General features: G+C 72.5%; 7 protein-coding genes. 2 read left to right on the forward strand and 5 right to left on the reverse strand.

All coding sequences use genetic code 11. The annotated features are described in order from the left end of the window. The 3 genes from TSO221_RS07535 to TSO221_RS07545 form a co-directional block, all read right to left on the reverse strand. Positions 1–3,451, reverse strand: a 3,451-nt coding sequence (locus TSO221_RS07535) for a filamentous hemagglutinin N-terminal domain-containing protein (protein WP_109117870.1), incomplete at its 3' end; no start/stop codon positions are given. Between the two features lie 22 nt (positions 3,452–3,473). Next, positions 3,474–5,066: a ShlB/FhaC/HecB family hemolysin secretion/activation protein gene (locus tag TSO221_RS07540; protein ID WP_158284022.1), complete on the reverse strand. Its 1,593-nt coding sequence runs from the start codon at positions 5,064–5,066 to the stop codon at positions 3,474–3,476. A gap of 294 nt (positions 5,067–5,360) precedes the next feature. Beyond that, a complete protein-coding gene (locus TSO221_RS07545; protein ID WP_109117872.1) occupies positions 5,361–6,443 on the reverse strand; it encodes an AraC family transcriptional regulator in 1,083 nt (360 codons plus the stop codon). A 196-nt stretch (positions 6,444–6,639) separates the two neighbouring features. On the opposite strand from TSO221_RS07545, the gene TSO221_RS07550 reads away from it, so the two are divergent. Continuing rightward, entirely contained in the window at positions 6,640–7,884 is a 1,245-nt protein-coding gene (locus TSO221_RS07550; RefSeq protein WP_109117873.1) for a DNA repair exonuclease, read from the forward strand. Next, positions 7,884–11,417: a YhaN family protein gene (locus TSO221_RS07555; RefSeq protein ID WP_109117874.1), complete on the forward strand. Its 3,534-nt coding sequence runs from the start codon at positions 7,884–7,886 to the stop codon at positions 11,415–11,417. Before TSO221_RS07550 ends, TSO221_RS07555 begins: the two co-directional genes overlap by 1 nt. A 136-nt stretch (positions 11,418–11,553) precedes the next feature. On the opposite strand, the gene TSO221_RS07560 is transcribed toward TSO221_RS07555, so the two are convergent. After that, positions 11,554–12,921, reverse strand: a complete 1,368-nt coding sequence (locus tag TSO221_RS07560) for an MBL fold metallo-hydrolase (protein WP_109117875.1) — start codon at positions 12,919–12,921, stop codon at positions 11,554–11,556. A gap of 13 nt (positions 12,922–12,934) precedes the next feature. Continuing rightward, positions 12,935–14,806, reverse strand: coding sequence for a hypothetical protein (locus tag TSO221_RS07565; protein WP_109117876.1), 1,872 nt, complete (start codon positions 14,804–14,806; stop codon positions 12,935–12,937). Positions 14,807–14,952 lie beyond the last annotated feature (146 nt).

Below are 14,952 nucleotides of genomic sequence, written 5' to 3' on the forward strand. Positions count from 1 at the left end.
TGCCGGCGTTGACCGCGCCCTGGCTGCTGCCGCCGTAGCTCAAGGTTCCGCCCAGAACCGACGTGCCTTCGCCGTTGACGAAGCCGCTGTAGCTCACGCCGGTGCCGCCGCTGAACGTCTGGCCGTCGTAGGTCTTGGTGAGGCCGCCGGCGGCAATGGTCAGCGGGGCTTTGTTGATGGTCAGCGTCCCGCCGGTGTAGGCGATGGTGTAGTTGCTGGCGCTGAGGCCGCTGGGCGTGATGGCGTAGCTGCCGGCGTTGACCGCGCCCTGGCTGCTGCCGCCGTAGCTCAACGTTCCGCCCAGGACCGACGCGCCCTCGCCGTTGACGAAGCCGCCGTAGCTCACCCCGCCGTTGCCGCTGTAGGCCTGACCGTCGTAGACCTTGCCGACGTCGTTGGCGGTGACGGTCAGCGGGGCCTTGCCGATGCTCAGCGTCCCGTTGGTGTACGTCACGGCGTAGTTGCTGGCATTGCCCGACGACATGGTCAGGGAACCGGGCGTCAACGCCGCCGTCTGCCCCGCTGCGGTGGAACCGGTCGCCGACGAGGTGAGCGTCACGCTTCCCAGGGTGTCGCCGTTGACCAGACTGCCCGAGACCAGCGCCGCCCCGCCGGAACTGGGGTTGCCGGCGCCGTAGACCCTGCTCTGATCGCTGGCCTGCACCGTGATCGCGCGCGGCGAGATGGTCCAGTTCGCCGCGCCGCCGGCGGTGAACGTGTAACCGGTCCGGCTGGCGGTGAGGCCGCCGGCGTAGGTCTCGCCATAGGTCCCGGCCGACAAGGTGCCGGTCAAGGGCGTGCTCCAGGTCGCCGTGCCGCTGCCGGTCACGTCGGTGATCAGGTTGCCGCCGCTGCTGGCGTCGTAGATCGCGTAGGTGAAGCCGGGCGTGTCGCCGTAGGTGCTGCTGCCCGCGACCAGCCGGACATAGACGGGAAGATTGCCGATGACCCAGGTGGTGGACGAGGTGCCTTGCAGGAAGCCGTGCGAGGCGTAGCCGGACGACAGGGTGGTGTCGACGCCGATGCTCCAGCCCGCCGCCTCGTAGGTCGCGACGTTGCGCAGCTGCGTGGTCGTCTTGCCGAGCACCACACCGGTCGAATCCGCCGTGCCGTCGCCGAAACCGGTCCGCGCGCCGGCGAGGGTGCTGTCGTAGAAGGAATTGGCGACGCTGCCGCTGGTCTGGACGCCGACCAGGGCGCCGACGTTGCTCCCGGAGGCGGTGATCGAGTTCGCCGCCAACCCACGGCTGACGGTGGTGCCGGCGTTGGCGCCCAGGAGGCCGCCGACCTTGTTCCCGGTCGCCGTCACGGCGCCGGTGGCGTAGACGTCGCTGAGCGACCCGCCGGACTGCACGCCGATCAGGCCGCCGACGTAGCTGCCGCCGCTCACCGCGCCGGTGCTGAACGATGTGGCGATGGTGGGGGTATCAGCCTGCCCGATCAGACCACCGACGTTGTCGCCGCCGCTCACGGTTCCCGAGGCGTAGCTCTTCGACAGTGTGCCGCCGTAGAGATAGCCGATCAGGCCACCGGTGGACGAGCCGCCGGTGACCGGGGCGGTGCTGTAGACATTGCTGATGGTCGAGCTGGCGTCCGCCCGCCCGAGCAGCGCTCCGGTGTTGGCGCCGCCGATGATCGAACCGCCGGTGATGCCGACGTTGCGCACCGTGGCGCCCTTGCCGTAGCTGAACATGCCCACCGACGCCGTCGACGGCCGGTTGATCGCCAGCCCGTTGACGGTGTGCCCCAGGCCGTCGAAGATTCCGGTGAAGTCCCCGACCAGACCGATGGGAGAGAAACCGGCCCCCGATGCCCAGCCCGACGTGGCCGAGGCATCGATGTTGGCGCCCAGGGCATATTTGTCGCCGGGGCGGAAGTTGATGCCCTGAAGATCGGTGCCGGTCGCGCTGCCGCTCGTCCCCACCGAGGTGATGACGGTGAAGTCGTCGCCGCCGATGGTCAGGAAACCCGTGCCCGACCGCGCCGTCGTCCCGTCGGCCTGGAAGAAGTCGACCCGCCCCTTGAACGTGCCGTCGCTGTTGAAGCCGACGTTGACCTTGCCGCTGCCGGGTTCCAGGTCCAGCTTGGCGGTGCCCTTGGCCGTCATCACCGCGTTGATGTTGACGTCGTTGGTCGCCGTCAACGTCAGTTTGTTGGCGCTCCAGGTCACCGCGTCGTTGACGTTGACGTTGCCGTCGCTGCCGCTGCCGTTGGTGCTCAGGATCGACACGTCGCCGGTGGCGAGGTTCGCCGACAGAGCGGTGCCGGTGATGTCGCCGCCGCTGGAGGCGATGGTGAAGCCGTCGGGGTCGATCAGCCACTGACCGGCCTTGCCGCGCGCGGCGCGGGTGTCGACCCGCGCCGTGTCCTTGATGCGCACCCGTCCGCCCGACGTCTCGACGAAGCCGCCGTCGCCGCCCTTGCCGCCGCCGCGGGCGCTGACCGTGCCCTTGACGGTGGTCCGGCTGTTCCTGGCGTTCAGGTCGGCGATCGCCGTCACCGAGCCGCCCTTGCCCGTGCCGCCCGGCGCCGCGTCGGCGCTGAGGTTGCCGCCGACGGTGACGTCGTTGGAGGCGCGCAGGCGGATCGTGCCGCCATCGCTGACCAGCCCGCTCGCCTCCAGTTGGCCGCTGTTGACGACGCTGCCGCGCAGCTGGTTGACCGCTTGGGCCGACAGGATGATCAGCCCGCCCGGCGCCTGCACCGCATGGCGGTTGCGCACCAGCGCCTTGACGGTGGCCGGCGCCACCTGCACGTCGGCCAGCGTGCCGTCGCCGCTGAATTTCAGGGTATAGGCTTCGCCGGCCGCCAGGGCCACCGTGCCCATCCGGGCGACGATCACCCCGTTGTTGCGAACCTCCGGCGCCAGCAGCGCGATGTAGCCGCCCAGCGACGCCGTCAGGGTGCCGTCGTTGGTCACCCGGCCGGTGGCGCCGTTGCGCTCCAGCGTGGTCTTGCCGGCCATGAAGTCGGCGTCGCGGATCGCATGGGTCGTCGCCACCAGCCCGCCGACGTCGACGCTGGATCCTGGCGCGAAATAGACGCCGTTGGGGTTGGTGAGGAAGACCTGCCCGTTGGCCTGGATGCGGCCGTAGATCTGGCTGGGGTTGGGATCCGTCACCCGGTTCAGGGTGGCGCTGCCGGCGTCCGGCTGCCGGAAGGTGACGGCGGCGTTGGCGCCGACGTTGAACGTCTCCCAGTTGACGACGGCCCTCGGGCTCGTCTGGGTGACGGTCAACTGCGTGCCGGATTGGGCGATGCCGGCCGTTCCGGCCGCCACGACGCCGCCGGTGGGAAGCTGGTTGACGGCCGGCGGATTGCCCTGCGGCGGCCCGGCCAATGCCGGCAGAGCCGCCACCGGCAGCATCAGGGCGGCGCCGGCGGCCAGCGTGACGCTGCGCGCCTTGCGCCGGTTGCGCGTCCTGCCGCTTTTGCGATTGGGCTTCTTCATGGCGCCGAGACTCTCTCCACGGTCAGAACGGCTGCGTGGCGCTCAGCCAGACGTGGCTGCGGGAGCCGGTGTCTCCCGGGGGAGCGTCCGGATCCCGGCCAAGGCTGTTCGCCCACACGGCGCGCACGAGGAGGCCGAATTCGGCCTGCCACGACAGGGCCACGCCGGCGCTTTGCAGGCCGTGGCCGCCATCGAGGCGCCCCCGGTCGTAGAAGAGCGCGGCGTTGAGGTTTTCCGGCAACCGCCAGCGCAGCTCGGCGTTGATCATCCGCCCCCGCGACCCGCCGGCCTTGTCGACCGGATAGGCCCGCACGCCGTCCGGGCCGCCGACGTAGAACCTTTCCGAGGAGTCGAGCGTGTGGTCGGCCATCTGGCCGGACAGCCCGGCGAAGACGGACACGTCGTCGGTGATCTGTTGTTCGCGGCCGAGAGCGTAGCGCAGCTTGGAATAACGGACGGTGTCACCCGGCGTCGCGTCGCCGAGGCCCGGGTGCCCGGACCCGACCCGGCCACGGGTGACCGTTACGGCGGCGGTGGTGATGCCGTTCGGCCCCAGCCAGTCGTCGTGCAGGTTCCCGTTGAGGCCGGCGCTGGCTGCGGTCACGGCGTATTTCGAGACGGTGGCCCCCACGGCCCGGTTGTCGAGGCGCCGGTGGTCGGCGTTGAGCAACAGGTACACGTTGGCCGCGCGCGTGCGCAGCACCGGCCAGCTTGCGTTCACGCCCGCGGTCGTCGACGACCCGAGGGCGTCCAGGCCGCTGAAGCTGCTCGATATCAGGGTGTATTTCAGATAGGAACCGCTGACGCCGACGCGCCAGCCGTCGTAGCCGACCGGCAGCGACCATGCCAGCCGGCCATACCAGTTGCCGCGGCTGCCGATGGCGGACACGACCGCCTGGTCGCCCCAGCCGAACGGGCTGTTGAGGAACAGGTTGCCGGTGCCGCGGACCACCCCGGTCGATTCGGCGCCGAAGTTGTCCACGGCCGCCGTGCCGGTGACCAGGGGCCGGTCCTGACTGCGCAGCAGCAGTTCGGTCTCGCGCTCGTTGCGGCCGCTGCGCAGGGTCCCCTGCACGCTGAGGCCGGGCAGGTCGCCCAGCAGCAGCAGCGCGCGGTCGAGCCGATCGGTGTTGGCCGCCGTCCCCTCCGGTTGGGCCCGCTCAATGGTGGCCCTGATGCGGTCGGTGTCGATGCGGTTGGCCGGTGGCCCCTCCAGCCGCACGCCGCCGAACACCGCCTCCACGATGTGGATGGCGACCACGCCGTCGACGATGTCCTGTTCGGGCAGGTAGGCGCGAACCACCCACTTGCCCTTGCGGTACGCCTCGGCCGCCGCCGCCGCCGCCAGTTGGAGGTCCGCGAAGCTCAACGGCCGGTTCAGGAAGCCGGCGACCGCGGCCGCCAGATCGGCGTCGCTCAGGCGCGTGTTGCCGGTGAAGCGGAACGCCTTGACCACCACCGTCGGCCCGCCGGTGTCCCGCATTGGCGCGGGCGCCGGCGGCGGCTTGGGCAACAGTTGCGGTGGCGACGGGGCGGGCACGTCCCGCTCCATCTGCTGCAGCAGTTGCCCGGCGTCGGGAGGGGCCGCGACGGTGACGGAGGCCAGCCCGCCCATCGTCAGTCCAGTCGCAAGCGCACCGGCTATGCCACCCTCTCGCAACATCCTTGCCCCTCTCCGCCTGCCCTGGCCCTGCCGTTGCGCTGCGGCCGGTCTATCCGCCTCCTTCATGGAGACACGCCGCGACCACGGCTCCGCCCAAGGGGCGAAAACCCAACGGAACAATTTTAGCGGATTTGCCGGCACGGCATTCCGCCGCCGTGTTAGGGGGATTTGATCGATTTTTTAGGAGAAATGGACGTGCACGCGGAGCGGGTGGCGGCGTATGTCGCCCCGCCCTTCCTCGTGCCCCTATAACCCGAAGTCGGTCCGGCGGCGCCGGGAGCGCGGCGGGAAGCCGAACTGGCGGACGAAGGCTTGGCTGAAGCTGCTGACATGGGCGTAGCCCATGGAATAGGCGACCTGCTTGACCGACAGCTCTCCCTGGTCGAGCAGGTCGCGCGCCGCCTCCAGGCGCCACCGGGTCAGGCACTGGAACGGCGATGCGCCGAAGAGTTCGCGGAACAGTTCGGAAAGCCGCCGTTGCGACAGGCCGACCCGGCGGGCCACGTCCTCGACCGGCAGCGGGGCGGCCAGGTTCTCCCGGATCAAATCGTACGCGGCCATGGCGGCCTTGCGGTCCCGCCCGGAGACCCGGCCCTGCGGTTCGTCCTGCGCCCCGAGAATGGTGAACGTCTCGGCCAGCAACTCGTACAGCTTGCCCTCGGCGTACAGCGAGGCCATTGCCCCCTGGTAGGGGGTCTGCCCGATTTCGCCGGCGATGCGCCGCAGCCTGGCGTTGGTCCGCGCCGCGAAGCCGACCCCATCGGCGTGCCCGGCCAGGAAGCGGCTGACCGCTGCCGGGCACCGCTGCCGGTCCAGCAGGGATTCCAGCCGGCCGACGGTCAACACCGCCACCAGGCCGCGATAGGCGTCGCCGGGGTGGTGCTCGATCGTGCAGGCGCTGTCGGCGACCAGCCCGAGGTTCCAGTGCTCGTCCGACTCCTCCAGTCGCCCATAGGCCTCATGCCGGATGGCCGCGCGTCCGCCGGTCGGGAGCCGCAAGGCAAGGATGGGTTCGTCGAACAGCACCCGCGCGCCGACGGTGACCGGTGCGTAGAAGTGGTTCTCCGCTCCCATCAGGATAAGATCGGGCTGCAGGCTGTGAAACACGTTGCTGGCCCGGCCGACATGGGCGGGAAAGGCACCCAGATTGTCCGGCGACAGGTCGGTGCTGCGCAACCCGTTGGGCAGCATCCATTCCGTTGCCAGGGGAATGGCGCGGGGCCTTGCGACCGGGGCGTCGGTGGACGCCGCGCCATGGCGCGGCTCTGCGTCCGCCGACAACTCGTCGCTGCCCGGCCGTTGGCCGGCGTATGTCGGTCCGGTACGCATCAAACTCCCTCATTGGCGACGCCATTATGGCATTTCCGCCCCCCAACCGGAACGCTCGCCCACACGGCGGCCTTCATGTTGTCGCGGATGCCGCGCGTTGCGTTCGACATGCCCCCCACGTCCGTTCCGTACCCCTCCCGTTCACGCCGCCGCGTGTGCTACGGTCGGCCCGCCCACCGCGTGACGAGGCCCGCCCTTGCGCTTCATCCACACCGCCGACATCCACCTCGACAGCCCGCTCGCCGGCCTCGCCGCGCGGGCGGGGGAGCGGGCGCGCGACCTCGTCGGCGCGACGCGGCGCGCCTTCACCGGCATGATCGACGCGGCGGTCGAGCAGGCCGTCGACTTCCTGGTGATCGCCGGCGACCTCTACGACGGCGACTGGCGCGACTTCTCCACCGGCCTGTTCTTCGCCGAGGGCATGGCGCGCCTCGAACACGCCGGCATCCGCGTGGCGCTGGTGAAGGGCAACCACGACGCCGAGAACGCCATGACGCGCAGCCTGTCGCTGCCGCCCAACGTGCACGTCTTCCGCGCGGACCGGGCGGAGACGGTGGTGTGGGACGACCTCGGCGTGGCGTTGCACGGGCGCAGCTACGGTCAGCGGGCGATGCGCGACAACATCGCCGGCGGCTACCCGGCGCCGGTGCCGGGGCTCCTCAACGTCGGGGTGCTGCACACCGCCGCCGACGGGCGGCCGGGGCACGAGCCGTATGCGCCCTGCGCGCTGGCCGAGCTGGCGGCCAAGGGCTACGCCTACTGGGCGCTCGGCCACGTGCACGCGCGCGAGGTGCTGGGCGAGCGGCCGTGGATCGTCTTCCCCGGCAACCTCCAGGGCCGCCACGCCAACGAGACCGGGCCGAAGGGTTTCACCCTGGTCACCGCCGACGCCGGCGAGGTGGTGGCGGTCGAGCCCGTAGAGTGCGACGTGGTGCGCTGGGCGCGCGTGCCGGTCGACGTCGGCGGCTGCGCCGGCCTCGACGCGGTGGGCGAGCGGGTGCGCGCGGCGCTGGGCGAGGCGCTGGCCGGGGCCGGTCGGCGCACGCTGGCGGTGCGGCTGACGCTGACCGGCCGCGGCGCCGTGCACCGCGCGCTGGTCGGCGATCCCGACCGCGCGGCGGCCGAGTGCGAGGTCGCCGCCATGCGGGCCGGCGGCGACGTGTGGATCGAGAAGGTCGAGCTGCGCACCGCCGAACCGGATACCGGTGCCGCTCCACTGCCCGACGCGCTGGGCGAACTGCTGCGCGCGGTGGAGGAGGTGCGCGCCGACCCGGCCGAGCATGACGGCCTGCGCGCCGAGCTGGAGGCGCTGCTCTCCCGCATGCCGCACGCGGCGCGCGCCGAGGCCGGGCTGGACGAGCTGGGCGACGATCTGCTTGCCGCCGTGCTGGAGGACGCCCGCGCCATCGTGCTGGGCCGGCTGGCTGGGGAGGGTGTGTGATGCGCATCGAGCGGCTGCACCTGGAGCGCTACGGCCATTTCGAGGATCGGACGCTCGACCTGGACGGCGACGGCGTGCGGCTGCACGTGGTGTACGGGCCGAACGAGGCCGGCAAGTCCACCTCGCTGGCGGCCATCGGCGACCTGCTGTTCGGTATTCACGACCGCACCCCCTACGCCTTCCGTCACGACTACGGCCAGCTGCGCATCGGCGCCGAGCTGTCGAACCGGGCCGGCGAGACGCTGGTGTTCAAGCGGCGCAAGGGACGGGCGAACACGCTGCTGAGCGCCGACGGCGCCTCGCCGCTGCCGGATGCGGCGCTGGCGCCGTTCCTCGGCGGGGCGGACCGGGCGTTCTTCGAGCGTATGTTCGGCCTCGACCACGACCGGCTGCGCCAGGGCGGCGATGCCATGCTGGCGGCCGGCGGCGACCTCGGGCGGAGCCTGTTCGAGGCCGGCAGCGGCGTCGCCGGCATCGCCCAGGTGTTGGAACGGCTGGACGCCGAGGCCGACGCGCTGGCCACCACCCGCAAATCCGCCGCCAAGCCCTTCTGGAAGGCCATGGAGCGCTGGGACGAGGCGCAGGCCCGCATGCGGACGGACGCCCTGCGCGCCGACGACTGGACCCGCGCCGTCAAGGCGGTGCAGGAGGCCGAGGCCGTGCGCGCCGTGGTGGACGCTCAGCTCGCCGAGGGACGGAGCCGGCGCAGCCGGGTACAGCGCCTGCGTCGCGTGCTGCCGATCCTCGCCCGCCTGGACGAACTGGCGGCGCTGCTCGCCGCGCACGGCGCGGGGCCGGAACTGCCCGACGGCTTCGAGGAGGTCTGGCGCGCCGCCCAGCGCGCGGCTGACGACGCGGCCGAGGCGGTGGCGCACGCCGCCCGCCGGCTGGAGGAGCTGGAGCACGATCTGTCCACTTTCGGCGCGCCCGGGCCGCTGCCGGCTCTGTCCGGGGAGATCGAACGGCTGCACGTGGCCTACGGCGACGTGGCGGCGAAGCGCGCCGACCTGCCGAAGCTGGAGCGCGACCTGGCGCTGGGCCGCACGCGGCTGGATGGGCTGATCGCCCAGCTCGGCGCCTCCTTCGCGCCGGAGGAGGCGGCCACCCGCGTGCCGCCGCGCCCGGCCGTGGCGCGGCTGCGCGCCCGCATGGCCGAGCGGCAGGCGCTCGACGCCGCGCTGGTAGCGGCCCGTCGTCAGCGCGACGCCGCCGCTGACCGCCTGTCGGAGACCGAGTCCGCGCTCGCCGACCTCGGCAACCCCGCCGACCCGGCCGAGGCTACCGCCGTGCTCGCCGAGGCGGCCAAGGCCGGCGATGCCGACGCGCGGCTGGCGGACGCCCTGGCCGAGGAGGCGGCGGTGAAGGCGGAGGCCGGCGTCGCCTTCGCGCGGCTCGGCCTGTGGACCGGCACGCTGGACGGGCTGGCCGGCGCCGCCTTCCCGGACGACGCGGCGGCGGCCCGGCACGAGCAGGCTTTCGCCGCGCTGGCCGCCGAGCGCGAGGCGGCGGCGCGCGAGCGGGCGCAGGCGCAGGCCGCGCTGGCGCGGCTCGACGGCGACCTTGCGGAACTGCGGGCGGCCGGCGACCTGCCGACGCCCGAGGCGGTGCAGGAGGCCCGCAAGCGCCGCGACCGCGGCTGGCGGCTGATCCGCCGCCGCTACGTCGAAGGCATCGCCGACGAACCATTGCCGCCGGTGGACCTCGCGCAGGCCTACGAGGAGGCGGTGATCCGCGCCGATGACCTCGTCGACCGCCGTGAGCGCGAGGCGCAGCGCATCGCCCGCTTCGCCACGCTGACCCGCCAGCGCCAGGACGCCGAGAGCGCGCTGGAGGCGGCCGAGGTCCGCGTCGCCGCGCTGGATGCCCGCGACGCCGAGCTTGCCGCAGCGTGGAGCGCGCTGTGGGCGGTCTCCGGCCTGACGCCGCAGGCACCGGCGGCGATGCGCGTCTGGTTGCAGCGCAAGGACGGCGTGGTCCGCCTCGCCGACGCCGGCCGCAAGGCCGAGGCTGCGGTGCGTCGCACTCGCACCGAGGTGGAGCAGGCGCGCACGTACCGGCTGCATGCCGCCCGGCTTCTCGGGCTGGCCGGTGCGGAGGGCTTCGACGCCGCGGCGCTGCGCGGCCGGGTCGCCGCGGCTGTGGCGCAGGCGGGCGAGACCTGGGGACGCGCCAGCCGACTGAGCCAGGAACTCGCCGGTCGCCGCCGCGATCTGGAGGCCGCCGAGCGGGCGCTGGCGGAAGCGCAGGCGCGGCTTGGGGATTGGACCGTGGCGTGGGCGGCCGACCTGCCACTGATCGGTCTCGCTCCTGGCGCCACGCCGGGCGAGGCGACCGAGGCGCTGACCGTTTGGGACGAGATCCAGAAGGAGGCGAACGACGCCCTCCAGACCCGCCGCCGCTGCGACGGCATCCGCGCTGACCTGGAGGCGCACGCGGCGGCTATCCGTGCGCTGCTCGACCGGGTGGCCCCGGCGCTCGACGACCTGCGGGCGTCGGATCCGCTGGGCCTCGCCCCGCTGATCGCCGGCCGCCTGCGCGAGGCGGCGGCCGTCGCCTCGAGGCGGCAGGAGCTGGAGAAGCAGCGCGACAAGGCGGTCCAGGCGCTCGCCGAGGCGCGCGAGGCGTCGGCGCAGGCGCAGCGCACCGTGCGGCTGCTGCGCGAGGAGCACGGGCTGGCGGACGCCGACGACGCGGTGGATCTCGCCCGCCGCGCCGCCGAGCGCCGGCAGCTGCGCGCCCGGCTGGAGCAGGCGCGCCGCGACCTTGCGGCGGCCGGCGACGGCCGGGGCGAGGTGGCGCTGCGGACCGAGGCCGAGGGCGCCGATCCCGACGCGCTGGCCGCCGAGGACGCGGCGGTGGAGGACGAGGCGGCGCGCCTGCAGAAGCAGGGCGAGGCGGCGGCGCAGGCGCTGGTGGTGGCGCAGCAGGAGCTGGCGGCGCTCCGGGGCCGCGCCGGCATCGGCGAGGCGGCGGCGCAGGCCAAGGACGCCGGGCTGGAGATGGCGGAGATCGCGCAGCGCTGGATGCGGCTGCGCGCGGCGTCGCTGATCCTCGGCCGGGCGGTGGAGCGTTACCGCTCAGCCAACGAGCACCCGCTGGTGAAGCGCGCGTCGGAGGTGATGGCGCGCATCGCCGCCACCGGCGACAACCCGATCGAGCGTCTGGCCGTGGACTACGCCGAGGCCGACCACCCGGTGCTGGTCGGCGTGCGCCGCGACGGCAGGCGCTGCCCGGTCGAGGGCATGAGCGACGGCACCCGCGACCAGCTGTTCCTCGCCCTGCGCATCGCCGCCGTCGAGCGCTATGCCGAGGGGGCCGAGCCGCTGCCTTTCGTGGCCGACGACCTGTTCATCACCTCGGACGAGGACCGCACGGTGCCGGGCATCCGCGCGCTGGCCGAACTGGGCCGCACCACGCAGGTGCTGCTGTTCACCCATCACCGTTACGTGGTCGAGGCGGCGGCCTCGGCGCTGGGCGAAGGCGAGGTGCGCTTCCATTCCCTGGCGCCGGAACGGCTGGTGATTGAGGTGTGATAGAGGTGGAAGGCCCTCCCTCGCCTCCGGCGGGGGAGGGAAGGGACCCACGAAGTGGGAAGGGTGGGGGCTACGGCCTGCCTGAAAACAACTTGCCCCCACCCTGACCCTCCCCCGCCGGAGGCAGGGGAGGGGATTAGAACGTCACCTCGTAGTACAGCTCGTCCTTGGTCAGCCACGGCTGGTCCGCGGCGTCCTCGTCGGAGCGCAGGACAGCGCCGGGCACCATCGCGTTCAGGCGCTCGATGATCGAGGCGCGCGGCATCTCCTTCCAGTTCTTCTTCTTCGCCGTCACCTCGTCCACCGGGATCAGCGCGACGCGCAGGCCGTCCATCAGCTCCAGCCCCTTCTCGCGCAGGGTGGCGTTGTGGCTGCCGTGGTGGCCGACCTTGTAGAGCGTGGTGCGCTTCAGCAGGTCGGGGCCGGTGACCGTGCGGCCGTCGACCGCCCAGGTCAGGTCCTGCCAGGACAGCCAGTTGCCGACCTGCGCATCGGCGGCGAACAGCAGCACCTCGGGCCCGGCCCCCGGCGCGGCCGGCGGCAGCTCGACGGCGAGCACCAGGCTGGTGTTGTTGGTGTCGGAGTCGAGCTTCAGCGCCAGCTCGGTCGTGGTGCCCAGCCAGTCCTCGTCGATGCTCCGCCACGCCTCCGCTTCGGCGTAGTAGGTCTGCTGGAAGAACTCCAGCTCCCTGGCCCGCGCCGCCGGGATCGCCCAGGCGCGGTTGAAGGGCCGCCCGTCGTCGTCGGCGGCGCCCAGCGCCGTCACCAGACCCTCGGCGGCGGCGGCGAGGGGATAGGTTTCCGGCGTGCGCTTCGACGGGTCGGATTTCTTCAGCAGAACCGCGTCGCGCGGAGGCCCCAGCACGTAGATGCGCCAGTCCGCCCCCTCCGGCTGGAAGGGCGGGTCGGACGGGCGGCAGTAGCGCAGCGTCTCGCCCAGCTTGAGCGCTGTGCGCAGCGCCTCCGGCGTGCTGCCGGCGGAGGCGGCGAACGGTGCGCCGTCCGGGTCGGCGCCGATGCCGAAGAAGCTGAGCAGGCCGTCGACCTCCCCGGCGGCGCCGTCGGCGCCCATGGCGCGCAGCCGCGTGCTCGACGACTGCAGCGCCGCCAGCGCCTTGCGGCGGCCGTCCTTCAGCGCCTGCACCGTCGTGTCGGTCTCGTCCTCGGTCCAGGCGGCCCAGACCGCGCCGACCTTGAGCGCCTTGAAGGCGTCCTTGGCCTGGGTGAAGCCGCTGACGTGGTCCCAGTGCTCGTGCGTGACGGCGAGCAGGTCGAGCCGGCCGCCGGTCTCTTTCGCCACGTCCTTGACCACCCTGGTCATCTTGGCCGCCGCGTCCGGGGTGCCGAGCAGCAGGCCGCAGTCGATCATCACGTTGAACCAGCCGTCCTCCGAGGCGGCGTGCGGCAGCCGCACCAGAAGGCAGTCGCCGAGGCCGTGGCGGTACATGCGCACCTTGGCCCGGGGCTTGACGTTGGAGGGCGCCGTGGTCTTTGCCTTGCTCATGGTCGGGGCCTCCTCAATGTCCGTGCAGCAGGGCGAAGGGCTCGCGACGCGGCCCCTCGTTCCGGAAATAGCTGTCGCGCGGGTCGGTGAAGCCCAGCGCTTCGCTGGTCTCCGGCGCCGCCACGGCGGTCCGGCCGACGCGCTTGCGGATCAGGTAGCGCACCCGGCCGGTGTCGGCATCGATCAGCAGCGTGCAGCCGCCGCGGAACTTCGTCTTGAAGTCCGCGTCCGGCGACCAGCTCTGCGTCATCTCGACGATGATGTCCGACTGGATGAGCCCGTCCGGGCTGACGCGCCGCGCCGGGCGCACCGAGTGCACCTCGATGCCGCGCGCCCAGAACGTGCCGCCGTCAGTCTTCACCTTGAACGGCTTGCCGTTCCGGGCCTTGTCGGGGCGGCGGTGCAGGCCGAGGATGTCCATCTCGTCGTCGCTCAGACCGTCGGGGCCGAACAGCCGCGTGTGCAGTTCCTCGGCGTGTTCGCGGCTGTGCTGGTAGGCGAGGCGGCGGTCGGACACGCCGTTCTGGAACAGGTCCATCCCCTGCAGGTGCTTCTTCAGGCTGGCCAGCGGGTCGGGTGGCGGCTCCCACGCCACCGAGACCTCGGACAGCGTGCGCACCCCCTCGGCGTAGATGCCGCGGTCGCGGAACGCCGCGACGATGGCGACGCGGTAGCCCAGGCGGTCCTCCGGCACCAGGTCGCGGTCGGCGGTGACCAGCGCGCGCAGGTAGTCGCCGAAGGTCAGGTCCACCGGCGGGCAGTAGTCGAGCGCGCGGATGCACATGTTCAGCCAGTGCCCGGCCAGCTTCCCCGCCTCCTGCGACAGCCGCTGCACCAAGTCATGCGGGATGGCCCCGGCCGGCAGCACGCCGGTGCCGCCGGTGGCCAGCCGGATCAGGTCGCGGGTGCGCAGCTGGTAGATGCGCAGGAAGGCGTCGAACACCGCGGCCACCAGCACCGCGCCGCGGTTGTGCGGCTCGGCCGCGGCGGCGTAGTCGTTGCGCGTCGGCTTTTCCCCGATGTAGTCGCGCAGCGCGCCGTCGCCCCTGGTGGCGCGGCCGAACTGCAGCGCCATCTCCGCCATCAGGTTGGGCTTGCCGAGGTCGCCGCCGGTGCTGGCGATCTGGCTGCCCAGCGCGTCGGGGACGGTGAAGTGCAGGAACAGCGCGATGATGTCGGCGAAGGCCTCGTGGAAGGCCAGCATGTCCAGGTTGGTGTTCTCGCGGTAGCGGCGGTGCAGCCCGTCCAGGAGCGCGTGCGAGGTCTCGTGCGCGACGATGTCGTGTGACAGGCAGGCGAACACCATGCCGCCGGGCACTGTCGCCTCCGCCTCGGTGCTGGCCGGGAAATAGCCGAACAGCAGCGCCATGCGCTCCGGGCTGTAATAGGCGTTGGGGATGCGCAGCGCGTGCGGGTGGATGCGCAGCCGCTGCACGTACTCCTCGCGCTCCACCTTGCCCTTGGCGTCGCGGATGAAGCGCGGCGCCCACAGCGCGGCGCGGCCCAGCGCGCGCTCGAACACCTGGATGGTCCGCATGGCGACGGCGTAGACCATCTGCTGGTGGAAGCGCGGATCGGACTCGGACGGGCGCAGCCCGTCCTGGGACAGCAGCTCCGGCGCGTTCAGGTCGACCGGCGCGTAGGCGCAGCCGCTGGCCGGGTCGATGTCCACCACCTCCAGGTACTCGCCGACCGGGCCGGGCTTCAGGTCGTGCTCCCAGGGGATCTCGACCGTCGTCTCGTTCAGTGCGTAGGTCTCCAGTTCCGCGCCCAGCGACGGGTCGAAGGTGAACACCCGCAGCTTGCGGAACGACGGCTTCGGCAGAGGCGGGTTCTCGGCCATGCACAGGTGCAGCCGCTGCATGGCGGTCAGGGAGTCGGACATCGCATAAGCCCCCCATGGCGTGGTGCGCGCAGCATGCCGGGGGCAACAAGAGCAAGTCCAGAGGGTTTTCGCCTTGTGGCTGTGCGCATACTGCAGTATGCAACTCATCCTGGGCGCTGCTTGCGGCGCGGGAAGCCGTTTCCCGA

It is taken from the genome of Azospirillum sp. TSO22-1 (assembly GCF_003116015.1).
Lineage (GTDB): Bacteria > Pseudomonadota > Alphaproteobacteria > Azospirillales > Azospirillaceae > Azospirillum.

Coding starts and splice junctions, on each gene's coding strand:
- TSO221_RS07545 (WP_109117872.1), bottom strand. CDS start 6,443: ATGCGTACCGGACCGACATACGCCGGCCAACGGCCGGGCAGCGACGAG.
- TSO221_RS07540 (WP_158284022.1), bottom strand. CDS start 5,066: ATGGGCGGGCTGGCCTCCGTCACCGTCGCGGCCCCTCCCGACGCCGGG.
- TSO221_RS07560 (WP_109117875.1), bottom strand. CDS start 12,921: ATGAGCAAGGCAAAGACCACGGCGCCCTCCAACGTCAAGCCCCGGGCC.
- TSO221_RS07555 (WP_109117874.1), top strand. CDS start 7,884: ATGCGCATCGAGCGGCTGCACCTGGAGCGCTACGGCCATTTCGAGGAT.
- TSO221_RS07565 (WP_109117876.1), bottom strand. CDS start 14,806: ATGTCCGACTCCCTGACCGCCATGCAGCGGCTGCACCTGTGCATGGCC.